Origin of the sequence: Halomonas sp. 3A7M, assembly GCF_014897875.1 — a bacterium.
Lineage (GTDB): Bacteria > Pseudomonadota > Gammaproteobacteria > Pseudomonadales > Halomonadaceae > Vreelandella.
Genome location: NZ_JABUZD010000115.1, coordinates 17,897 through 39,250, shown reverse-complemented (window position 1 = coordinate 39,250; position 21,354 = coordinate 17,897). Strand labels below are relative to the sequence as shown.

Sequence of the window (21,354 nt, the reverse complement as noted above, 5' to 3'; positions counted from 1 at the left end):
TCCATGACCCTGTCCATGAAAACATGCCTATGAAGCTGTTCGACGAGATTCCCCGCGAGCGCCCGGCAACGCCGCTGCTCGACTCTTTTGATCATCCCGCTGCGCTGCGGGCCATGAATGCTAGGCAGCTTGCCCAGTTGGCTGACGAACTACGTGCCTACTTGCTATACAGCGTGGGTGTGACAGGCGGCCACTTCGGTGCAGGCCTGGGCGTTGTGGAACTGACCGTAGCGCTGCACCACGCATTTCATACGCCCAAAGACCGTTTGGTGTGGGACGTAGGCCATCAAGCGTATCCGCATAAAATTTTAACTGGGCGACGCGAAGCGATGCTCAGTATTCGCCAGCATGGCGGCCTAGCAGCGTTTCCCCGCCGCGCAGAATCTGATTACGACACCTTCGGTGTTGGCCACTCCAGCACGTCGATTTCAGCCGCCCTGGGGATGGCGTTAGCCGCCCAGGCACAAAACGACCCGCGTCGTGTGTGCGCCATTATTGGCGATGGCGCACTCACTGCGGGCATGGCGTTTGAAGCGCTGGCCCATGCGGGCCACGTTAACGCCAATATGCTAGTGGTGCTGAACGACAATGAGATGTCGATCTCGGAAAATGTTGGCGGCATCGCGACCTATCTAGCCCGTGTACTGTCTAGTAAGCCCTTCCTTAAGATGCGTGAAGAAGGCAAAAAAGTGCTCTCCCATCTGCCGGGCGCACTCGAACTTGCCAAGCGCACCGAAGAGCACATGAAAGGCATGGTGAGCCCTGCCACGCTATTTGAAGAAATGGGCTTTCACTACATCGGCCCGATCGATGGCCACGACCTGGAGGCGCTCACCGAAACATTGCGCAACCTGCGCGACCAGGATGGCCCTCAATTTCTGCATATCAAAACAGTTAAGGGTAAAGGTTTTCTGCCCGCCGAAGCTGACCAGATTGGCTACCACGCCATCACTAAGCTAGAAAAGCCCAGCGCCACTGCCAATGCGCCACTGGTGAAGCCAGCGGCAGCGCCCAAGGCCCCGGCTAAGAAAAAGTACTGCAACGTGTTCGGCGACTGGCTGTGCGATATGGCAGCCACCGATTCACGGCTGATGGGAATTACCCCCGCCATGGGCGAAGGCTCGGATTTAATTCGTTTCTCCCAGCAGTATCCTGAGCGCTATTTTGATGTCGCGATCGCCGAGCAGCATGCCGTAACGCTCGCTGCGGGCATGGCCTGCGAGAGCATGAAACCTGTTGTGGCGATCTATTCCACGTTCTTACAGCGCGGCTACGACCAACTTATTCACGATGTGGCCGTACAGAATCTAGACGTAACATTTGCGATTGACCGCGCAGGCCTTGTGGGTGAAGACGGACCAACGCATCACGGCAGCATGGATTTGTCTTTTTTACGTTGCATTCCAGGCATGGTGATTTTAGCCCCTGCTGATGAAGCAGAGTGCCGCGCCATGCTTAGCGCCGCTTACCATCACCCAGGCCCAGCAGCGGTTCGCTACCCACGTGGCACAGGCCCGGGCGCAGCCATTCCTGAACACTTAGAGCCGCTGCCCATTGGCCAAGCACAGCTACGCCGCGATGCTGGGACTGAAGGTGTGCGTATTGCATTGCTGGCATTTGGTAGCGTCAACAGCGCCGCCGCTGAGGTTGCCGAAAAGCTCGACGCAACGCATATCAATATGCGCTCTATCAAGCCACTGGACCGAGACACCGTGCTGCATGCCGCCGATGAACATGAGCTGCTGGTCACTCTGGAAGAGAACGTGATCGCCGGTGGCGCCGGCAGCGCAGTGAACGAGCTGCTGCACGCGGAAGGCGTACAAATCGAAGTGCTTAATTTAGGCCTGCCTGACACCTTTGTTGAGCACGGCACCCCCGCAGAGTTGCTACGCGACTGCGGCCTGGATGCCGACGGTATCGAGCGCGCTATTCGCGCTCGTCTCCCGTAACTTTTAACTTTTCAACGGTTGATAACACCATGCTATTTTTGATTATTTTGTTTGGCCTGATTGGCCTTGCTGTCGGCGGCCCCATTGGCCTGCTGGTAGGCGGTGGGTTGGGCTGGTGGCTAGGGCGACGCATTAGCCGCCGCTTAAACGCTGCCCGCACACAAATCCAAGAAGGCTTTTTAGAGTCGATCTTCTCGGTAATGGGTTGCTTGTGCCAAGCCGACGGTAAAGTCACCGATGGCGAGCTTGGCGTGGCCGAAAAGCTGTTTGACCAAATGCATCTTCAAGGCGAACAGCGTGCCAAAGCGCGAGCCGCCTTCGAGCGCGGACGCGCCGACGACTTCAACCTAGATGCAGAACTGGCGAACGTTAACCGATTGACCCAGCGCCAACCGGTTTTACGCCAAGTGTTTTTGCAGGTTCAGTTAACCGCTATCGCTGCCGACGGCGTGCTGCACCCTGCCGAGCACGAGATGATTTTGCGCGTGGCCCGTGGGGTTGGCTGTAGTGAAGCGGAAGTTCAGCAGATTGAAGCCATGCTTCACGGTGCCGCCGCGAATTCGCAGGGCTCCAGCGAAGAGGCATTGAAAGACGCCTATCAAGTACTAGGAGTGAGTGAAGACGCCAGCGACGCTGAAATCAAAAAAGCGTACCGCCGCCTAATGAGCCAAAACCATCCCGACAAACTCGCCGGTAAAGGGTTGCCTGAAAGCATGCGTGAAGTGGCCCAGGCACGCACCAGCGAAATTGGCAACGCTTACGAACGCATCCGTAGCGCCCGAGACCAGTAGCTCGACAGGTTTCCAAGCACTCGCTACATTAAAGCTTCACCGCGCTGCTTAGGAGTCGCCTAATGATAACGAACTACAGTTTTCCGAACTCTCGCTCGCTGCGGGTTACCTGGACACTTGAAGAGCTTGGCCTGGAGTACCGCTGCCGGCATGTCGCATTGGATAGCGGCGAGGGACAAACTGCTGAGCACCTAGCCCGCCATCCAGATGGCAAGGTGCCAGTGATTGAAGATGGTGAGCTAACGCTGTTTGAATCGGCACCTATCTGCCGTTATCTAGCCGAGCAATACGGTGATGGCAGCCTTCTGCCAGAAAGCGCCGCTGAGCGAGCGCAGGTCGACCAGTGGCTAAGCTTTATCGTCACCGAAATCGAGCAACCGCTGTGGCTTCAGGCCAAGCATAAATTTGCCCTCCCCCAAGATAAGCGCGTGCCTTCAGTATTGCCCACCGCCGCCTGGGAATTTCAGCGGGCACTGCTAGCACTAGAACGCCGTTACCAGGGCCAGGAGACGTTAGTCGGCGAGACGTTCACCCTGGCAGATATCTTCCTTACCCATACATTAACGTGGGCAGCCAGTATGAAACACCGACTGCCTGAACCCCTAGCGGTCTACCGCGCACGTCACGCTGAGCGCCCAGCGCTAGCCCGTGCCATGGAAAAAGAGCAAGAAGCGGCAGTTGATCGCTAGGTAACCGACCCATGAGGTAGAACAGCGCTGTAGACGGCAAAGTAGTGGCAAATACTTCCGGCAATCACAAACAGATGCCAAATAGCGTGATTGTAGGGAATGGCACGCACGGCATAGAAGATAACCCCTAGCGTGTAGATGATTCCCCCTGCGGCAAGCAGAGCGATGCCGGTCACCGACAAACTGGCCGCCATCTCTCTAGAGGCCAGGACGATCATCCAGCCCATCAGTAAATAGATAGCCACGCGGAGTACCGCGAAACGCTGTGGCCAGAGCAGTTTGCAGCCAATCCCCACTAGCGCTAGCGACCACACGGCGGTAAATAACACCCAGCCCGTGGTGCCACGCATATTAACGAGCAGAAAAGGCGTATAAGTGCCCGCGATAAGCAAGTAAATTGCGCAATGGTCAAGCAGCTGGAAGCGTTGCTTCCAGCGCCGATGAGCAATGCCATGATAGAAAGTCGAGGCAGTATAAAGCAGGACTAGCGTGGTGCCGTACAGGCTCAGGCTGACAATTTTCCAAGGGTCGACGTGGGCGGCTAAGCTCGCTACTACCAGCAGTACGACCATACCCACCAAGCTGAGCACAGCACCAACCCCGTGGGTAATGCTATGTAACCACTCTTCGACAATGCTGAACTCGCCTTGCTCTTGAGGCAGCACGTCATGCCGTTGTTCATCTAGAGCTTTCAGCCTGGGGCGCTCCTGATATGCCACGCCCCACCATTATCACTCCATGCGTTCAATACCTACAACGCTGGCGCAGGTAACGTGGCTTTAATGACTTATCATCCAAGGCCGTGCGGAAGGGAACATTTTATTACCTTCCGCCGTATAAAATACTTGGGGCTTATGACGTTCTTGATGACAACAGCCTTTTTCGTGCTCACTATGCTGGTTGCCATGCCTGGGCTCATGTGCGGCTTTTTCATTCCGCGCAAAGGCACTGCGCCGCGCTGGATCCATCGTTAATAACTGAGGGGCGACCAGCAGTACTCGTGGTGACAAGGTTCCACACGTTGGGCAAGCGCAAGCATCACCTACTTCGCGCAGTGGAACCAGTTCGTGGAACAAGCCATGGGTAGCACACTTATAGTCATAGAGAGGCATACCACTTTCTCCTTGTTAGCATCCATTTTAAACAGGCAGCGATACTGGCGTGTCGCTGCCTTTCTCAATGCAGCGGTGGCTAAGCGCTCTACTTATCTTTGGAGAGCGGCAGATCAGCCCCCTGGGCAACCTGCGCTCCAGGCCCATTGGCATTCGGCTTCACATCAATATCAAAAATATCCGTTGGCAGCCAAAGTGTTGCGCAAGCATTGGGAATATCGACAACGCCACTGATATGCCCTTGTACGGGCGCGCAGCCTAGCAGCGAGTAGGCTTGAGCACCGGTGTAACCAAACTTTTTGAGATATTCGATGGCATTGAGAACAGCCTGACGATAAGCCACATGTACATCCAGGTAGTGCTGTTTACCCTGCTCGTCTACCGACACCCCTTCAAAAATCAGGTAATCATCGTATTTCGGCGTGATAGGGCTTGGCTTGAAAATAGGGTTCTTGATGGCGTACTTCTCCATCCCGCCTTTGATCAGGTTAACCCGCAAGTGGATCCAACCGGCCATCTCAATAGCGCCACAAAAGGTGATTTCCCCATCACCTTGGCTAAAGTGCAGGTCGCCTACCGACAAGCCACCATCTTTAACGTAAACGGGAAAATAAATTGTCGACCCACGCGATAAGTCTTTGATATCACAATTACCACCATGTTCACGGGGCGGTACTGTTCGCGCGCCTTCAGCGGCAGCTTGTTGCTTGGCAGTGCCTGACAATTTACCCATATGCGCCGTATCGGCGTAGGGCAGCGCGGCTAACTGAGGGATACGGTCAGGCTCGGTATCGTAAAGTGCTTTTTCCCGCTTATTCCATTCAGCCAACATCTCTTTTGAAGGTAGGCAGCCAATCAAGCCGGGATGGATCAAACCAGCAAACTCGACACCAGGAATATGTCGGGATTTAGTGAACATGCCATTAAAGTCCCAGATCGACTTTTGAGCCTCTGGGAAGTGCTCGGTTAAAAAACCACCGCCATTCTGTTTAGAAAAAAAGCCATTGAACCCCCACTGACTCTCCTCAAAGGTACCAATATCAAGAATATCGACCACCAACAAATCACCAGGCTCAGCACCTTCAACCCCCACAGGACCTGATAAAAAGTGAACCTGGGTTAAGTCCACATCGCGCACATCGTCGGCGCTATCATTGTTATGGATTTGCCCGCCAGTCCAGTCATGACACTCAACGATAAAGTCGTCGCCAGGCTTTACCATGCAGGCCATGGGTATATCGGGATGCCAGCGATTATGGATCTGTTCGTTCTCGTAAGGTGATTGTTTAAGGTCAATTTTAATAATTGTTTCAGCCATAACAAACCTCTGTCACGTAACGTAGGATAGTCAGCGTAGAGAAGATCGTTTCCCCTACCCCACTATGCAAAATAGTCACTCAGACAGTTATAAGCTAATTACATCTCGACTATTACGCAGCCTTAACGAAACTCAGCCGAGTATCTGCTCAACAAATACTCAGGAGAGCGGGCTTTAGAAGCTTTCAGACAGAAGAGCGGTTCAGCAGTGTGACAAAAGGGCTTAGTCACCCTTTACGTTCAATATCGACGTCGCTGGCCTGGGTAAAATCGTCCAGCGCCATCATATGGCCAAGCTTGCCCGCTTTGGTTGAGAGATAGTGCTCATTATGGGGATTTAGGCCTGTGGTAATCGGCAGGCGCTCAACCACGTTCACGCCATCCCGGGTTAAGGCATCCACCTTACGAGGGTTGTTGGTCATCAGTTTTAATGCCGTGATACCCAAGTGGTTAAGCATCGGCACACACAGGTCGTAGCGACGCATGTCCGCACCGAAACCAAGTTGCTCATTGGCTTCAACCGTGTCTGCACCTTGATCTTGCAGATGATAAGCACGGATTTTATTCAGCAGCCCAATACCTCGCCCCTCCTGGCGCAGGTAGAACAGCACGCCACGACCTTCTTCGGCAATACGCTTGAGCGCTTCTTGTAGCTGATAGCCGCAGTCGCAGCGCATGGAAAACAGCGCATCGCCGGTTAAACATTCAGAATGCACGCGCCCCAGTACTGGCTCGCCGCCGCTCACATCACCTAGCGTTAAGGCGATATGGTCTTTACCCGTAGCTTCGTCTTCGAAGCCGTGCATGGTGAATGTGGCCCAAGGGGTGGGCAGCCGGGAAGCGGCAATGAAGCGAATGGTCACAGGTTACCTCGTCGATTAACCAAACCAGCTAACCACACCGGTGTTGGAAAAATAAGAAAACATTCTACCAGGAAGCAGCGGTAGCCTCACGGTCTCAACAGGGAGAGGCGTTTTTAAGTACGTTTTTCAGTACAATTGCCGCCTTCAGACACAGTTATCTTCAAGTACCGTTATCTTCAAGTACAATGACTCCCTTACAATGCGGGCAAACTTCTCAAGAGCAAGTGTTTATGACCACCACACCTTTGCAAAACGACCGTTTTCTTCGTGCGCTGGCTCGCCAGCCCGTCGACCGCACTCCGGTGTGGATGATGCGCCAAGCAGGCCGCTACCTGCCAGAATATCGCGCCAGCCGCGCCGATGCTGGCAGTTTTATGGATCTGTGTCGCAACCATGACCTAGCTTGTGAAGTAACGCTACAGCCCCTTGAGCGTTACCCGCTAGATGCCGCCATTCTATTCTCCGACATCCTCACAATCCCAGATGCAATGGGGCTAGGGCTCTATTTCGAAACCGGTGAAGGCCCTAAATTCAGAAAAACCGTACGCACCCCAGAAGAGGTTGCAGCGTTAACGGTACCCAACGCCGAGCGCGATCTCGATTACGTGATGCGTGCCGTATCGACCATTCGTCGTGAGCTGAACGGCCGCATGCCGTTGATTGGCTTTTCGGGTAGCCCCTGGACGCTAGCCACCTACATGGTGGAAGGCGGCTCCAGCAAAGACTTCCGTCATCTGAAAACCATGCTTTACGATACGCCAGACACCATGCACCAGTTGCTGGATACCCTGGCACAGTCGGTAACCGACTACCTAAACGCGCAAATTCGCGCGGGCGCTCAAGCGGTACAGATTTTTGATACCTGGGGCGGTGCGCTTTCAACCCCCGCCTACCTGGAATTTTCGCTGCGCTACATGGAGCAAATTGTCTCCGGCCTGATTCGTGAGCACGATGGTCGCCATGTGCCGGTTATTCTGTTTACCAAGAACGGCGGCCAATGGCTGGAACACATCGCCTGTGCCGGAGCCGATGCCCTGGGCATCGATTGGTCCACCGAGCTTTCCGACGCCCGCTCCCGCGTGGGCCATAAAGTCGCGCTGCAGGGCAATCTCGACCCCAACGTGCTGTTCGCCCGCCCCTCGGCCATTCGCGCCGAAGTGGCTCGCGTACTGGAGAGCTACGGCCACGGCCCGGGCCACGTCTTTAACTTGGGCCATGGCATCAGCCAGTTCACCAACCCTGACCACGTCACCGCCTTTATGGAGGCGCTGCACGATTTAAGCCCGCAGTATCATCAAGGCATTCCTACCCAAACGAACGCCCCGCGCCCAGGAGCAAAGTAATGAGCGATTTACGCGACGACCAGTGGTTTACCGAAGTATTTGATAGCCACGGCAGCGCTTTCTCGCTGAAAGTCACTGAGAAATTGCTGGATGTGCAAAGCCCCTACCAGCACCTGGAAGTGTATACCACGGAGACCTACGGCAACCTGATGGTGCTCGATGGCTGCGTGATGCTGACCGATCGCGACAACTTCCTCTATCACGAAATGATTGCCCACCCGGCGCTGTTCACCCATCAAGACCCCAAGCGGGTAGTGATTATTGGCGGCGGCGACTGCGGCACGCTGAAGGAAGTGCTGCGTCATCCGGGCGTTGAAAAAGTGACGCAAATCGACATCGATGAAGAAGTTACCAAGGCCGCCGAGCGTTTCTTCCCAGCGCTGGTAGAAGCTAACGGCGACCCGCGTGCCGAGCTGCTGTTTGCAGACGGTGTGAAGTGGGTAGACGACGCTGCCGACGAGAGCATCGACGTGCTGATTATCGACTCTACCGACCCGGTCGGCCCCGCCGAAGGGCTGTTTAAAACCGACTTCCTGAAGCGCTGCCACCGTATTCTAAAAAATGGCGGCGTGATGGTGCAGCAAAGCGAATCACCGCTTTACCACAGCGGCTCTATTATTCGCGAACTGCGTAACGATATGCGTGAAGCGGGCTTTGATAGCGTGGCCACACTGCCCTTCCCACAGCCGGTTTACCCTTCTGGCTGGTGGAGCGTCACGCTGGCCGGTAAAGCGACCAGCGTTGAAAGCTTCCGCGAACAGGCTGCCGCTGAGCATAAAATGCCGCTACAGTACTACACTGGTGATGCTCACCGTGGTGCACTATCGCTGCCGCCTTTTATGCGTAAAGCCTTCGCATAACTTAGCGCCTGCGAATAGCCAAAAAGCCGAGCATTGCTCGGCTTTTTTTATGTGCTTACGTTTACTTGCCCTTTCACGTTAAGGAATAACAAATGAAAACCGTTCGTTGGTTGGGAGTAGGAATTGGTGTTTTAGTACCTGCGATGGCCATGGCCAGCACGCTGGAAACCGTTCAAGAGCGCGATAGCGTGCGCTGCGGCGTCAACGCTGCCCAGCCAGGCTTTTCGTCATTAGATGACAACGACCAATACCGGGGCCTGGATACCGATGTATGCCGTGCCATAGCCGCTGCGGCGCTTGGTGACGCGACAAAAGTAGATTTCGTGCCACTCGACTCGGTAGAACGTTTCACCGCGCTGCAGTCTGGCGAAGTCGATGTCCTATCACGCACCACGACCTGGACCTCAAGCCGTGACACAACGATGGGGATGAACTTTACCGGCGTAAGTTACTACGATGGCCAAGCCTTTATGGTGGCCAGCGATCTAGGCGTGCAAAGCGCCAAAGAGCTTGATGGCGCGGCAGTTTGTACCCAGTCCGGCACCACCAGCGAACTCAATCTTTCTGATTACTTCCGCATCAACGGCATGACTTATGATGCTGTCGTTTTTGATGCGCCTGAGCAGTCTATTGCCGGCTTTGAAGCGGGCCGTTGCGACGTTTTAAGCTCCGACGCTTCCCAACTGTATGCCCAGCGGATGCAGCTTGCTGATCCCGACATGGCGGTCGTGCTCCCTGAAATTATCTCGAAAGAACCGCTAGGCCCAGCCGTTCGTCAAAATGATGACCAATGGTTCAATCTTGTGAAGTGGTCGCTGTTTGCCATGCTAAATGCGGAAGAGCTGGGCATTACACAAGCTAACGTAGATGAACAGCTTAATTCGGAGAATCCTGATGTCATGCGCCTGCTTGGTCAAGATGGTGACTTTGGCGAGCCAATGGGCATCAATACCGATTGGGCGTACCAAATCATCAAGCAGGTGGGTAACTACGCCGATATCTTTGATAGAAACGTTGGTGCCGACTCTGATTTCAAGATTGCCAGAGGCTTAAACGCCTTGTGGAAAGATGGTGGCATTCAGTACGCACCCCCTATTCGTTAACCCTGTTCATCCTTCAAGCCCGTTAATCCATCACACTGAGCGACACTATTTTTTAAGCTAACAGCCACATTAGCGACTATGCATCAAAATAGAGCAATCACTAGTCGCTAATGTTTCTTTTTGCACCAATACTTTCGTATACAGCAGGCATTTTGCGTTGAAAAGCGCTGAATTTGACGACATATCCTTTCTGGCACCTTCCTTGCTAGCTTCTAGTGTCATGCATCTGCATGCATAACGACATTAAATCGAGTAAGGGGAACGACCATGATGAATAAAAAACACTTGGTACTGCTGGCCTCCGCGGGTGCTATCACGTTGGCCGGTGTCGCCACTGCTCAAGCTGATACGTTAGAAGACACGATGGAACGCGGCGCCGTACAGTGCGGCGTCAGCGACGGCCTGCCAGGCTTTTCCGCCCCGGACGATGAAGGTAACTGGCAAGGACTCGACGTTGACGTATGTCGTGCCGTTGCCGCCGCCGTTCTCGGTGATGCTGATGCGGTGAACTACATTTCCCTGAACGCCGTAGAGCGCTTTACGGCCCTGCAGTCTGGCGAAGTCGACGTACTATCACGTAATACCACCTGGACCACCACTCGTGACACCACCCTGGGCCTCAACTTCACTGGCGTGACCTTTTACGACGGTATCGGCTTCCTAGTTAACCGCGATCTGGGTCTGAGTGGTGCAGACGAATTGGATGGTGCCGCTATTTGTATTCAGTCTGGCACCACTACCGAACTCAACGTAGCCGACTACTTCCGCGCCAACGATATGCAGTTCGACCCCATTGTATTTGATACCTCTGAACAAACCGTGGGTGGCTTCCAGTCTGGGCGCTGTGATGTATTAACCTCGGATACGTCTCAGCTGGCGGCACTGCGTATTCAGCTAGATGAACCGGACAGCGCGGTCATTCTACCCGACATTATTTCCAAGGAGCCTCTGGGCCCTGTGGTACGTCAAGGCGACGATGTATGGTTTAACATCGTGAAGTGGTCGTTATTCGCCATGATTAACGGCGAAGAGTATGGCGTCACCAGCGAAAATGCCGAAGAGATGCTCAGCTCTGAGAATCCTGATGTTGCCCGCCTACTTGGCCAAGATGGCAACTACGGTGAAGGTATGGGCTTAGAAGCCGATTGGGCCTACAACATCCTGAGCCAAGTCGGTAACTACGGTGAAAGTTTTGAGCGCAACGTCGGTATGGGCTCTCCGCTTGAAATTGAACGTGGTGTTAACGCCCTCTGGAACCAAGGTGGCTTCCAGTACGCACCGCCGATTCGCTAAGCGTCTCGTTTGACCCCGGCCCGCCGCCCCATCCTTCCAAGGGCATCGGCGGGCCATTTGATTGACCGTCCGTATCGCGGAGACGCCTTCCATGTCCGTAAGCCCTAACACTCGTCCCGCTGGCCACAAGCCGCCGTTTTGGCGAGATCGCGCCAAACGTGCGCTTATTTTCCAGCTACTCCTCGTCGCCGCTGTGGCAGCCTTTTTGTTCTACATTGTCGGTAATGTCCAAGACAACTTATCCGCACGTGGTATCACCACCGGGTTTGGTTTCTTGGGCAACACCGCAGGTTTTGGGATTGTGCAGAGTCTGATCGACTACTCATCTCAAAGCACTTATGGCCGCACCTTCTTGGTCGGCTTACTGAATACGTTGCTGGTGGGTGGCCTAGGGGTATTGGCCGCGACCATCATTGGCTTTATTGTGGGCATCGCCCGCCTGTCGCCTAACTGGCTGCTAGCGCGCTTAGCCACTGCCTATATCGAAACTTTCCGCAATATCCCGCTGCTACTGCAAATATTCTTCTGGTACTTTGCGGTATTACGCACGATGCCAAGCGCCAGAGATAGCCTGGCATTTGGTGAAGTCATCTTTCTCAACGTACGCGGACTGTATTTACCCCAACCGCTGTTTGAGTCTGGCTTTGGCTTGATCCCTCTTACCTTCCTTGTCGCCATTGTTGCCAGTATTGCCCTGGTGATATGGAACAAGCGTCGCCATGAAGCCACAGGCAAACGCCTACCGGCTTACTGGATCTCGTTTTTACTGATTTTTGGCTTACCGCTGTTAGTGCTAGTTGCCACTGGCGTGCCAGTCACCTGGGAAATGCCGGAACTACGCGGCTTTAATTTCCGTGGCGGTATTACGGTAATCCCTGAGTTCCTCGCGCTTTGGCTGGCACTGTCGATTTATACCGCCTCGTTTATTGCTGAAATTGTCCGCTCTGGCATTCAGGCAATTTCGCACGGGCAAACGGAAGCTGCACAGGCACTAAGCCTGCCACGTAACCTGGTACTTCGTCTGGTGGTTATCCCTCAGGCACTGCGCGTCATTATTCCGCCGCTAACCAGCCAGTACTTGAACTTGATTAAGAACTCGTCGCTGGCAACCGCCATCGGTTATCCCGACCTTGTCTCGGTGTTTGCAGGCACCACGCTGAACCAGACCGGCCAAGCCATTGAGGTCATTGCAATGACCATGGCGGTCTACCTAACCATCAGCCTGCTGGTGTCCATGTTTATGAACTGGTTCAACGCCCGAGTGGCACTGGTTGAACGCTAGGCCGACGGTGAGGATATTTACATGATCCATAATCAAACAATCATTAAAGAGCGGCCAGCCCCCAGTAGTTCTGTCGGGGCGGTTGCCTGGCTACGTGCCAATCTGTTCAACGGCCCGATCAATACTATCTTTACCCTAATCGGGCTTTACATACTCTATTTGCTTGTCGTTCCCACCGTTCAGTGGGCGTTTTTGAATGCTGATTGGATCGGCACCACACGAGATGACTGCTCTCGGGAAGGGGCTTGCTGGGTATTCATCAATGCACGCTTCACCCAGTTTATCTACGGCTTGTATCCCCGTGAGGAAATCTGGCGAGCCAACATCGTCTTTGCTGGTTTCTTTACGCTGATAGCCTGGCTAGCTATTCCCCGCCTGCCCCTCAAACGTTGGGTGGCGATATTCGCGCTCGTCGGTTTCCCCATCGTTGCCTATGTGCTGCTGCACGGCGGCTACTTTGACATGCCTCGCGTGCCTACGCATCGCTGGGGTGGCTTACTGCTAACCCTGCTGCTGGCCACCGTCGGTATGGTGGGCGCACTGCCTATCGGCATTGTGCTGGCGCTGGGGCGGCGCTCCAATATGCCCATCGTGAAAAGTTTCTGCGTCGTATTTATCGAGTTCTGGCGTGGGGTACCTCTGATTACGGTGCTATTCATGGCCTCGGTAATGCTGCCGCTGTTCCTACCCTCTGAAATGAATGTAGACCGTTTAGTACGGGCGCTGATCGGCCTAACGCTATTCCAAAGCGCCTACATGGCCGAGGTGATTCGTGGCGGCCTGCAAGCCATTCCAAAAGGCCAGGAAGAGGCTGCTGCTGCGCTTGGCATGACCTACTGGAAGCGTATGGGGCTGATTGTGCTTCCTCAGGCGCTGAAAATGATGATTCCCGGCATTGTGAATACCTTCATTTCGCTGTTTAAAGACACCACCCTGGTCATGATCATCGGGCTATTTGACCTATTGGGGATCGTGCAAGCGGCGCTGGCCGACTCACGCTGGCTGGGCTTCTCACTGGAAGGCTATGTCTTTGCCGCCTTCATGTTCTGGGTCTTCTGTTTCAGCATGTCGCGCTATAGCCAGTATTTAGAGCGCAAGCTACACACCGGTCATAAGCGCTAACGCCGCTTTTATTAACGATTTTTTAGCAGGATAAAGACATGACTCAAGCAGCTACCGACATCTCTGGCACCCCGACTTCTGATCTAATGGTTGAAATGCGCGGCGTTAATAAATGGTACGGCGATTTTCACGTGTTGCGCGATATCGACCTGGAAGTAAAGCGCGGCGAGCGTATTGTTATTTGCGGGCCTTCAGGCTCGGGCAAGTCAACCTTGATTCGCTGCATTAACCATCTGGAAGAGCACCAGCAAGGCGATATCGTGGTAGGCGGCGTACCGCTTACCCAAGACGTTAAGCGTATCGAGCAAATCCGCCGTAGCGTGGGCATGGTATTCCAGCACTTCAACCTCTTCCCTCACTTAACCGTGCTGGAAAACTGCTGTATAGCGCCCATGTGGGTGCAAAAAAAGCCGCGTCGCGAGGCGGAAGAAATGGCCATGCAGTACTTAGAACGGGTGCGTATTGCTGAACAGGCGCTTAAGTACCCGGGTCAGCTTTCCGGCGGCCAGCAGCAGCGGGTCGCCATTGCCCGCTCACTGTGCATGCACCCTGACGTCATGCTATTCGACGAACCAACGTCGGCGCTTGACCCAGAAATGATCAAGGAAGTGCTAGACGTCATGGTGGAGCTTGCCAATGAAGGCATGACCATGCTGTGTGTGACCCACGAAATGGGCTTTGCCAAAACCGTTGCCGACCGGGTGATTTTTATGGACCAAGGGCAAATCATCGAAGAAAACGCCCCTGAGCCGTTCTTCAATAACCCGCAGTCAGAACGTACCCAGCTATTCTTAAGCCAGATTCTGGGGCACTAAGTAACGCAATTGATAAAGCAGTTGATAAAGCAATGGGCCTCATCGAAGGCCCATTGTTATCTGCAACGATGCCGATTCATTGCCCGCTCTCTCACAACCACTGCCAACCCGACTAACTCCCCAGCGGGGTAATACTGGCAGGCTGCAGGGCAGGTTGCTCGCGGTGTTGCGTCAGCGGTTTATTGGCGAGTGCTGTGAGCAATATCTGTAGTGGATCGCCATGGCTCACCACCAGCACCGTTTCGCCTTCACAGCGGCGCTCTAGCTCCTCAATCACTGCATACATCCTTGCGGCGACCTTGCTGACCGCCTCCACCTGATGCTGTTGATGCTCAGCATCCTGGGCATCTAACTCCCAGACGTCAGGGTAATGCCTATCCGGTTGGCCATCGAGTTCACCGAAGTAACGCTCACGAAGGCGCTCCTCTTTTTCCAGCGTTAAGCCAAACGCTGCAGCAACTCTTTCAGCGGTTTGTGTTGTCCGCAAAAAGTCTGAGTGCAGCACCTTGGTGGGCGTCGGCCAACACCATTGTGCAACGACTGTTGAGAGCTGCTCTTCGCCCAGAGGCGACAAGCCGAAGTCGCAAAGCCCACGCCCAGGCGAACTAATAATGAGGCCTTGTTCGTTCGCTTGGCTATGGCCATGGCGCATCAACAGATAGCGATTTCGCCAATGGTAGAAGGCAGCTGTGAAAGTGTTTGACATATCTTCGTAATAAACCCTAGATTGAAAGAGATCGTTTTCGAAAAATAAACATCTAGCGCTACAAATGTCCACTTACGAAACGTACGCGCAGTAAAAGAAGCGCTGAATTCGATAGTGGATAGCACAACACAAAAATAACGCACATAAGAGGCTAACTATGGAAACGTCACGTTTCTGCAAGCGTCCGCTTGCCATGCTAGCGGCTGCATCACTGCTCCCCTTCGCACTCCTCTCTACCCATGCCTTGGCAGAGTGCGAGCGTGGTGACCTGGACCCACTGTACTGCGATGAAAACGGCGACATGGTGGCTGATCGGCCAAGCGACGAGTCTGGATGGGCAAACCCGGACACGCTTATTTTTGCTTATACCCCGGTAGAAGATCCGGCCATTTATTCGGATATCTGGCAGCCCTTTATTGATCATCTATCCGAGGTCACCGAACGCGATGTGCGCTTCTTTGCTGTTCAATCTAACGCCGCCCAAGTCGAAGCCATGCGCAGCGGGCGCTTACACATTGCTGGCTTCTCGACCGGCCCGACTCCTTTTGCCGTGAACTTAGCAGGCGCGGTCCCCTTCGCACTGATGGGGTCAGATGATGGTCAGTTCGGCTACACCCTGCAGCTATTTACCCACGTAGACTCAGACATTGAGAGCCTGGAAGACCTCAAGGGCAAGCGTGTTGCCCACACCTCGCCAACGTCCAACTCCGGTAATCTAGCGCCGCGTGCCTTACTGCCAGAGCTTGGCATCACTCCCGAAGAGGATTACGACATCGTTTACTCGGGCAGCCACGATCAATCGATGCTGGGCGTCGTCGCTCGGGATTACGATGCCGCGCCGGTGGCTTCTGAAGTGGTCGAACGTATGGCAGCACGCGGCCTTTACGATGAGGAAGATGTACGTCTGATCTACGAATCTGATCGATTCCCAACCACTTCCTATAACTACGCCCATAACTTACACCCGGATCTTGTAGAAAAAATCGAGGAAGCCTTCTTTACCTTCGATTTCGTCGGCACCGAGCTTGGCGAGGAGTTTGAAGGCGTCGAAAAGTTTATTCCGATTAATTACAAAGATAACTGGCAAGTGATTCGTACCATCCAGGCGGCTAATGACGTGAGCTATACACGAGAAAACCTGGAGTAACAACGATTGCGCCGCCCCCAGCGGCGCAATTATTCGCCTTTCGATGGAAACAATCACATGCTGGAAATTACCAATCTGGTCAAACGTTATGGCCACAACGAGGCGGTGCTGAAGGGACTCGATCTTAAGGTAGAGGACAACAGCGTTGTTTCTATTGTTGGCGCGTCTGGTGCTGGTAAAAGCACCATGCTTCGCTGTATCAATCGCTTAGTAGAACCTACATCGGGCTCTATCAAACTCAACGGCACCGAACTGGTGAATGTGAAAGGCGCTGAATTACGCCGTGCCCGGCGCAAAATTGGCATGGTCTTCCAGGGATTTAACTTACTTGATCGCCTCACCGTCATGGAGAACGTACTGGCTGGGCGGCTTGGCTACGTTAATCTCTATCAAGCAATCTCACGTCGCTACCCTCAAGCCGATATAGAGCGTGCATTTACCCTTATGGAGCGCGTTGGGATTGCTCATTACGCCAATAAACGTGCCGATGAGCTTTCCGGCGGTGAGCGCCAGCGTGTCGGGGTGGTGCGGGCATTAATGCAAGAACCTGACCTGTTGCTGGCCGACGAACCAACAGCATCGCTCGACCCACGCACGTCCGAGCAAATAATGATACTGCTGCAGAGCCTTGCCAGTGAGCTTTCGCTACCGGTATTGATCAATATTCATAACGTTGCGCAAGCAAAAACCTACACTGAGCGCATTGTCGGCTTACGCCACGGCAAGATGATTTTTGATGGCGTGCCTGCAGACTTCAACAAAGACGCTCTTGATGCCATTTATGGTGGTATTGAAGCGCCTGACGATGCTATTACCGAGCAGCCCGGTGCCCATGCTGAGGAGCCACGACATGACGCCGTCTGACTCCCCGTCTCCCCCACGTACCTGGAAAAAACCGCCATTCATTGCCAACCCCATCATCCGCTACGGCATTTTTATTGTCGCGGCGATTTATCTGGTGTGGGCTTTCGGTTCTTTGCCGTTTAACTGGGCGCGCATTTCAGAAGGCTTACCGCGGGCAGCGCGCATCTTTAGCGGGGGCTTTCCACCCAGCTTGGAACGTTACGAGTTGCTACTAACAGGCTTTAAAGAGAGCTTCCAAATTGCCATTCTCGCCACACTACTAGGCGTTTTTCTATCGATTCCTTTTGCGGTGATGGCCGCTCGTAACATCGCCCCGATGCCCATTTACGTGATTGGCCGCGCGGTCATTATTATCTCGCGCAGCTTTCACCCCGTTATCGTGGCTATTTTATTCGTGGCAGCCGTTGGGTTTGGGCCGCTGGCAGGTATTTTAACGCTGACTCTCTACTCCATCGGGTTTGTTGGAAAGCTGCTAGCAGAAGAGATCGAAGAGATTGACTGGGGGCAGGTAGAAGCCATGCGCGCGGCAGGAGCAGGCTACATTGCCACGCTTTATTACGCCGTCTTTCCACAAATATTGCCCCGCCAGGTCGGTCTATCGATGTACCAACTTGATAGCAACCTACGCGCCTCTGCGGTGGTCGGCATCGTCGGTGCAGGCGGTATCGGTGGCACATTAATGAATGCCTTTGGTCGCTATGATTACGACTTCGCCTTTGCGATTTTACTGGTCATTATTGCGGTTATTTTACTGAGTGAAGGCATCAGCGGCTGGGTGAGGAAAAAAATATGGTAGATCACGCTCAGCAACTTGCCGACCGTGTTTGGCATCGCTACGACCGTAAAGAACGCTTAATCCGCTACGCTGTACTGCTAGGCACACTGATGCTGGTGTTCTGGGCGGTTCGCGATATTGATATTTTCTGGCCCTGGGTATGGGACGCGCCCAACCAAATGTCTAATTTGGCTGCGCGAATGTGGCCGCCTAGCCCTGCCGGGTTAAGCAATATTCTGAACGCGCTGCTCGAAACAGTACATATCGCGACGTTAGCCACATTTCTGACTATTTTTCTCGCCTTGCCAGTCGCCTATATCGCCGCCCAGAACACCACCCCCAATCGTGCTTGCCTATGGCTGGGGCGCTTTATTCTAGTCTCCAGCCGCTCGGTTAATACGATTATATGGGCGCTGTTATTCGTGGCTATTTTTGGCCCCGGCGTATTAGCAGGGATCCTGGCGATTGTGTTTCGCTCGATAGGCTTTATTGGCAAATTAATGGGTGAAGCCATTGAAGAAATCGATCGTCGCCCGGTGGAAGCGATGGAAGCCACCGGTGCTTCCAAGGCAAAAGTGGTCGCCTACGCTATTGTGCCCCAGGTGATGCCAGCCTTTTTTGCCATCGTGATTCTGCGCTGGGATATCAACATCCGGGAATCCACCGTGCTGGGACTCGTTGGCGCAGGTGGCATTGGCGTGATTCTGCAAGGCGCTATCGACACCTTTGCTTGGCCGACAGTCGCTACTATTTTGATCGCGATTATCATTTTGGTACTGATTGGCGAAGCCATTACTAGCCTACTGCGCAGCAAAGTGCTTTAACCCCTTTTTACCTTCGCAAGTGTTTGACCAAACGGCAAACGCTTGCCATGGTTAGAGGGTAACTAACGACAAGGAGGACGTACGACGATGACCACCTATATCGTGGTAGCTGACGCCGCCCGCGCGCGTATTTTTACCCGTGATGCGTTGAATCTCACTGAGCATGAGAGCCTTGTACACGCAGCAGGCAGGCTGCACGAAGGTGATTTAATCACCGATCGCCGCGGTGCCGATGTTCATGAATCTACGTCAACCTCATCGCGCTCGTCTGGAGAAGAGGGCGCTGCCTCGCAGCATGAAAATGAGCTGTTTGCCAAAGAAGTCGCCAAGCGCTTATATGGTGCACGCGTCGATAACAGCATGGAAAAGCTTATTATGGTCGCGCCACCGAAATTTCTTGGGCTACTGCGAGAAAAGCTCGACAACACCACCCACAAACTGGTCATTCACACGCTTTCAAAAGATTTGAGTAAAGCTTCCCTGGCCGATATTCAAAACGCCGTTAGCGACCTACGCTAATGCTCTCTACGTCACCCTCGCTTTCCCACTAAGCACGCTTTTCTGCTAAAGAAGTGGTCGCTTTTGCCGATAGTCGTCTGACCCCTGACGATTTAGAGAGCGACCATGTTTTCCTCCCTGCGAGCCCGCATCTTACTAGCCGCCCTCACGGCCATTATTGTAGCCCTCATCATTAATGGCATAGCCAGCTACACCACCGTCAAGCATCACAACAATCAACAAGTAAGTCGCAATCTCAGTGCCGTCGTTAACGGTAACACCCAGGCGATTAATGAGTGGTTTAACGCTCGCTATACCATGCTGGCCAGCATGGATGATGCTGTTGGCAGCAGCGACCCGCTTGCCGCATTGCGACAGCTGTCTGATTCTGGAAGCTTCATGACGGCCTATATGGCTTATCCCTCTACGTCTGATGCTGTTTTTTCTGATAACTGGCAGCCGCCTAGTGATTATGACCCTCGCCAACGCCCCTGGTATCAAGACGCTGCCAACGCCAAAGACACCATTATCACAACGCCTTATGTCGATGCCCAAACAGGGGGGTTAATCGTTACCTTTGCACGCCCCTTCTACCGTAACGGGCAGCTCGCCGCTGTCATTGGTGCAGATATCACCATTGAAGATGTCATTGATATTGTGGCCAGTATCGCCCCGACACCTTCAAGCTTCGGTTTTTTGACGACGGAAGATGGCACGCTTGTGGCGCATCCTGACGCTGAGTTAACGCTTGAGCCGTCCTCAGTGTTGAGCAGCGATCTAACCAACGACAGCTTGGCCAAGATTATCCAAGCCGAAGAGCCTCAAGCGCTTGAACTGCAAAACAGTGGCAAGCTGCTGATGGGCAGCACAGTGGGCGGCAGTAGTGGCTGGCAGTTAGTCGTGGCGCTTGATGAGCACGAAGCCACCGCAGGCCTGCGTGCCATTGCGACTACCTCAATTATCACTTTGTTGATTGTCGCGGCCATCACCGCCGTTATATTTGGTGTCCTGCTTTCATTGATGCTTCGTAGACTGCTTGGCGTGCGCAACGCGATGGATAACATTGCCTCGGGAGATGGCGATTTAACCCTGCGTTTGCCAGAAGAAGGCAACGATGAAGTGACCCAAATTGCCAGCGCGTTCAACCGTTTTGTCGGCAAAATGGAAGCCGTATTGGTTGATGTCCGCACGAGCAGTGAAGCGGTTCATCACGCGGCCAACGAAATTGCCATGGGTGGTCAGGATTTATCACGCCGTACCGATAACGCGGCCGCAAGCCTGCAGCAAACATCTGCGTCGATCGAGGAAATCACCAGCACCGTTCAACACACTGCCGCATCTGCCCAGCAAGCCAACCAGCTCTCCCATGCCGCATCAAACGTTGCGAAGGAAGGCGGCCAAGTGGTGGCAAATGTCGTCACAACAATGGAAGACATTTCTCAATCCTCTAATAAAATTGGTGAGATTGTCACGCTGATGAACAGCATTGCCTTCCAAACCAATCTACTGGCACTCAACGCCTCTGTAGAAGCGGCCCGTGCCGGCGAACATGGCCGTGGCTTTGCCGTAGTGGCCGACGAGGTCCGCAAGCTTGCGGGGCGCAGTAGCGAAGCTGCCAACGATATTCAAAAGCTAATCGAAGACTCACAAAGCAAAGTCAACAATGGCACCTCTCTGGTACAAAATGCGGGTGCGACGATGCAGGATATTGTTGCCCATATCACCCGTGTTACCGATGTGCTGGAGGAGATTAACGCAGCCACCAGCGAGCAGAGCGACGGCATTAATCAAGTCAATATTGCCGTTGCCGAGCTTGATCGCATGACCCAGGAAAACGCTGCCATGGTGGAAGAGTCCACTACTGCTGCTGAGCAACTGAAAGAGCAAGCGGAGCATCTCGCGGGGACTATCAGCAGCTTTAAACTGTCCCACGCTGCCACGCCTGCTTTGCAAGTGCCCTACCAAACACCTGACAACCAACGTCGCCATATCGCCTAGGGA

The 21,354-nt window shown here is 53.7% G+C and carries 21 protein-coding genes; 16 read left to right on the top strand and 5 right to left on the bottom strand.

Features of this window, described 5'->3' with window-relative positions:
• Positions 1–23: 23 nt before the first annotated feature.
• The 3 genes from dxs to INT19_RS10550 all read left to right on the top strand — a co-directional run bounded on the left by dxs (position 24) and on the right by INT19_RS10550 (position 3,429).
• The gene (gene dxs / locus INT19_RS10560) at positions 24–1,949 is read left to right on the top strand and encodes a 1-deoxy-D-xylulose-5-phosphate synthase (protein WP_193060688.1); all 1,926 of its coding nucleotides are present in this window, start codon (positions 24–26) and stop codon (positions 1,947–1,949) included.
• A gap of 29 nt (positions 1,950–1,978) precedes the next feature.
• Positions 1,979–2,740 (top strand): co-chaperone DjlA, encoded by a 762-nt coding sequence (gene djlA, locus INT19_RS10555; protein WP_193060687.1) that lies wholly within the window; start codon positions 1,979–1,981, stop codon positions 2,738–2,740.
• 62 nt (positions 2,741–2,802) lie between these two features.
• Positions 2,803–3,429 (top strand): glutathione S-transferase family protein, encoded by a 627-nt coding sequence (locus tag INT19_RS10550; RefSeq protein ID WP_193060686.1) that lies wholly within the window; start codon positions 2,803–2,805, stop codon positions 3,427–3,429.
• Here INT19_RS10550 and trhA read toward each other — a convergent pair.
• From trhA to ribA, 4 genes are all read right to left on the bottom strand, one after another.
• Positions 3,426–4,124, bottom strand: coding sequence for a PAQR family membrane homeostasis protein TrhA (trhA, locus tag INT19_RS10545; RefSeq protein WP_193060734.1), 699 nt, complete (start codon positions 4,122–4,124; stop codon positions 3,426–3,428). The genes INT19_RS10550 and trhA overlap by 4 nt on opposite strands.
• An 84-nt stretch (positions 4,125–4,208) precedes the next feature.
• The gene (locus tag INT19_RS10540) at positions 4,209–4,541 is read right to left on the bottom strand and encodes an FmdB family zinc ribbon protein (protein WP_038479420.1); all 333 of its coding nucleotides are present in this window, start codon (positions 4,539–4,541) and stop codon (positions 4,209–4,211) included.
• Positions 4,542–4,629: 88 nt separating this feature from the next.
• A complete protein-coding gene (fmdA, locus tag INT19_RS10535; RefSeq protein ID WP_089040306.1) occupies positions 4,630–5,859 on the bottom strand; it encodes a formamidase in 1,230 nt (409 codons plus the stop codon).
• A 226-nt stretch (positions 5,860–6,085) separates the two neighbouring features.
• Entirely contained in the window at positions 6,086–6,721 is a 636-nt protein-coding gene (gene ribA / locus INT19_RS10530; protein ID WP_030071109.1) for a GTP cyclohydrolase II, read from the bottom strand.
• Positions 6,722–6,951: 230 nt separating this feature from the next.
• On the opposite strand from ribA, the gene hemE reads away from it, so the two are divergent.
• The 7 genes from hemE to INT19_RS10495 all read left to right on the top strand — a co-directional run bounded on the left by hemE (position 6,952) and on the right by INT19_RS10495 (position 14,539).
• Entirely contained in the window at positions 6,952–8,064 is a 1,113-nt protein-coding gene (gene hemE / locus INT19_RS10525; RefSeq protein ID WP_089040305.1) for a uroporphyrinogen decarboxylase, read from the top strand.
• Positions 8,064–8,924 carry a polyamine aminopropyltransferase gene (speE, locus tag INT19_RS10520; protein WP_038479432.1) on the top strand — a complete coding sequence of 287 codons (861 nt, stop codon included), beginning with the start codon at positions 8,064–8,066 and terminating at the stop codon, positions 8,922–8,924. The genes hemE and speE overlap by 1 nt, the downstream gene beginning before the upstream one ends.
• A 92-nt stretch (positions 8,925–9,016) precedes the next feature.
• Positions 9,017–10,027, top strand: a complete 1,011-nt coding sequence (locus INT19_RS10515) for an amino acid ABC transporter substrate-binding protein (RefSeq protein ID WP_193060685.1) — start codon at positions 9,017–9,019, stop codon at positions 10,025–10,027.
• Positions 10,028–10,294: 267 nt separating this feature from the next.
• Complete coding sequence (locus tag INT19_RS10510; RefSeq protein ID WP_193060684.1) at positions 10,295–11,320, top strand: amino acid ABC transporter substrate-binding protein; 1,026 nt, start codon at positions 10,295–10,297, stop codon at positions 11,318–11,320.
• A gap of 91 nt (positions 11,321–11,411) precedes the next feature.
• Entirely contained in the window at positions 11,412–12,602 is a 1,191-nt protein-coding gene (locus tag INT19_RS10505; protein WP_193060683.1) for an amino acid ABC transporter permease, read from the top strand.
• A 21-nt stretch (positions 12,603–12,623) separates the two neighbouring features.
• Positions 12,624–13,724: an amino acid ABC transporter permease gene (locus tag INT19_RS10500; protein WP_193060682.1), complete on the top strand. Its 1,101-nt coding sequence runs from the start codon at positions 12,624–12,626 to the stop codon at positions 13,722–13,724.
• 86 nt (positions 13,725–13,810) lie between these two features.
• Positions 13,811–14,539, top strand: coding sequence for an amino acid ABC transporter ATP-binding protein (locus INT19_RS10495; RefSeq protein ID WP_009723183.1), 729 nt, complete (start codon positions 13,811–13,813; stop codon positions 14,537–14,539).
• Positions 14,540–14,651: 112 nt separating this feature from the next.
• Here the strand turns inward: INT19_RS10495 and INT19_RS10490 are convergent, their stop codons facing one another.
• Positions 14,652–15,245 carry a histidine phosphatase family protein gene (locus INT19_RS10490; protein ID WP_193060681.1) on the bottom strand — a complete coding sequence of 198 codons (594 nt, stop codon included), beginning with the start codon at positions 15,243–15,245 and terminating at the stop codon, positions 14,652–14,654.
• Positions 15,246–15,402: 157 nt separating this feature from the next.
• On the opposite strand from INT19_RS10490, the gene phnD reads away from it, so the two are divergent.
• The 6 genes from phnD (at position 15,403) to INT19_RS10460 (ending at position 21,351) form a co-directional block, all read left to right on the top strand.
• Positions 15,403–16,392, top strand: coding sequence for a phosphate/phosphite/phosphonate ABC transporter substrate-binding protein (phnD, locus tag INT19_RS10485; RefSeq protein ID WP_089040299.1), 990 nt, complete (start codon positions 15,403–15,405; stop codon positions 16,390–16,392).
• Between the two features lie 57 nt (positions 16,393–16,449).
• Positions 16,450–17,256 carry a phosphonate ABC transporter ATP-binding protein gene (gene phnC, locus INT19_RS10480; protein WP_089040298.1) on the top strand — a complete coding sequence of 269 codons (807 nt, stop codon included), beginning with the start codon at positions 16,450–16,452 and terminating at the stop codon, positions 17,254–17,256.
• On the top strand, positions 17,243–18,052 hold the full coding sequence (phnE, locus tag INT19_RS10475; protein ID WP_089040297.1) for a phosphonate ABC transporter, permease protein PhnE: 810 nt from the start codon (positions 17,243–17,245) through the stop codon (positions 18,050–18,052). The genes phnC and phnE (INT19_RS10475) overlap by 14 nt, the downstream gene beginning before the upstream one ends.
• The gene (gene phnE, locus INT19_RS10470) at positions 18,046–18,855 is read left to right on the top strand and encodes a phosphonate ABC transporter, permease protein PhnE (RefSeq protein ID WP_089040296.1); all 810 of its coding nucleotides are present in this window, start codon (positions 18,046–18,048) and stop codon (positions 18,853–18,855) included. The genes phnE (INT19_RS10475) and phnE (INT19_RS10470) overlap by 7 nt, the downstream gene beginning before the upstream one ends.
• Positions 18,856–18,942: 87 nt before the next feature.
• On the top strand, positions 18,943–19,374 hold the full coding sequence (locus INT19_RS10465; protein WP_089040295.1) for a host attachment protein: 432 nt from the start codon (positions 18,943–18,945) through the stop codon (positions 19,372–19,374).
• A 105-nt stretch (positions 19,375–19,479) separates the two neighbouring features.
• Entirely contained in the window at positions 19,480–21,351 is a 1,872-nt protein-coding gene (locus INT19_RS10460) for a methyl-accepting chemotaxis protein (protein ID WP_193060680.1), read from the top strand.
• Positions 21,352–21,354: the final 3 nt, after the last annotated feature.

Excerpts from the sequence above, each read along its gene's own strand:
- dxs (WP_193060688.1), top strand. The coding sequence starts at position 24 with ATGCCTATGAAGCTGTTCGACGAGATTCCCCGCGAGCGCCCGGCAACG.
- djlA (WP_193060687.1), top strand. The coding sequence starts at position 1,979 with ATGCTATTTTTGATTATTTTGTTTGGCCTGATTGGCCTTGCTGTCGGC.
- INT19_RS10550 (WP_193060686.1), top strand. The coding sequence starts at position 2,803 with ATGATAACGAACTACAGTTTTCCGAACTCTCGCTCGCTGCGGGTTACC.
- INT19_RS10540 (WP_038479420.1), bottom strand. The coding sequence starts at position 4,541 with ATGCCTCTCTATGACTATAAGTGTGCTACCCATGGCTTGTTCCACGAA.
- fmdA (WP_089040306.1), bottom strand. The coding sequence starts at position 5,859 with ATGGCTGAAACAATTATTAAAATTGACCTTAAACAATCACCTTACGAG.
- hemE (WP_089040305.1), top strand. The coding sequence starts at position 6,952 with ATGACCACCACACCTTTGCAAAACGACCGTTTTCTTCGTGCGCTGGCT.
- speE (WP_038479432.1), top strand. The coding sequence starts at position 8,064 with ATGAGCGATTTACGCGACGACCAGTGGTTTACCGAAGTATTTGATAGC.
- INT19_RS10515 (WP_193060685.1), top strand. The coding sequence starts at position 9,017 with ATGAAAACCGTTCGTTGGTTGGGAGTAGGAATTGGTGTTTTAGTACCT.
- INT19_RS10510 (WP_193060684.1), top strand. The coding sequence starts at position 10,295 with ATGATGAATAAAAAACACTTGGTACTGCTGGCCTCCGCGGGTGCTATC.
- INT19_RS10505 (WP_193060683.1), top strand. The coding sequence starts at position 11,412 with ATGTCCGTAAGCCCTAACACTCGTCCCGCTGGCCACAAGCCGCCGTTT.
- INT19_RS10500 (WP_193060682.1), top strand. The coding sequence starts at position 12,624 with ATGATCCATAATCAAACAATCATTAAAGAGCGGCCAGCCCCCAGTAGT.
- INT19_RS10495 (WP_009723183.1), top strand. The coding sequence starts at position 13,811 with ATGGTTGAAATGCGCGGCGTTAATAAATGGTACGGCGATTTTCACGTG.
- INT19_RS10490 (WP_193060681.1), bottom strand. The coding sequence starts at position 15,245 with ATGTCAAACACTTTCACAGCTGCCTTCTACCATTGGCGAAATCGCTAT.
- phnD (WP_089040299.1), top strand. The coding sequence starts at position 15,403 with ATGGAAACGTCACGTTTCTGCAAGCGTCCGCTTGCCATGCTAGCGGCT.
- phnC (WP_089040298.1), top strand. The coding sequence starts at position 16,450 with ATGCTGGAAATTACCAATCTGGTCAAACGTTATGGCCACAACGAGGCG.
- phnE (WP_089040297.1), top strand. The coding sequence starts at position 17,243 with ATGACGCCGTCTGACTCCCCGTCTCCCCCACGTACCTGGAAAAAACCG.
- phnE (WP_089040296.1), top strand. The coding sequence starts at position 18,046 with ATGGTAGATCACGCTCAGCAACTTGCCGACCGTGTTTGGCATCGCTAC.
- INT19_RS10465 (WP_089040295.1), top strand. The coding sequence starts at position 18,943 with ATGACCACCTATATCGTGGTAGCTGACGCCGCCCGCGCGCGTATTTTT.
- INT19_RS10460 (WP_193060680.1), top strand. The coding sequence starts at position 19,480 with ATGTTTTCCTCCCTGCGAGCCCGCATCTTACTAGCCGCCCTCACGGCC.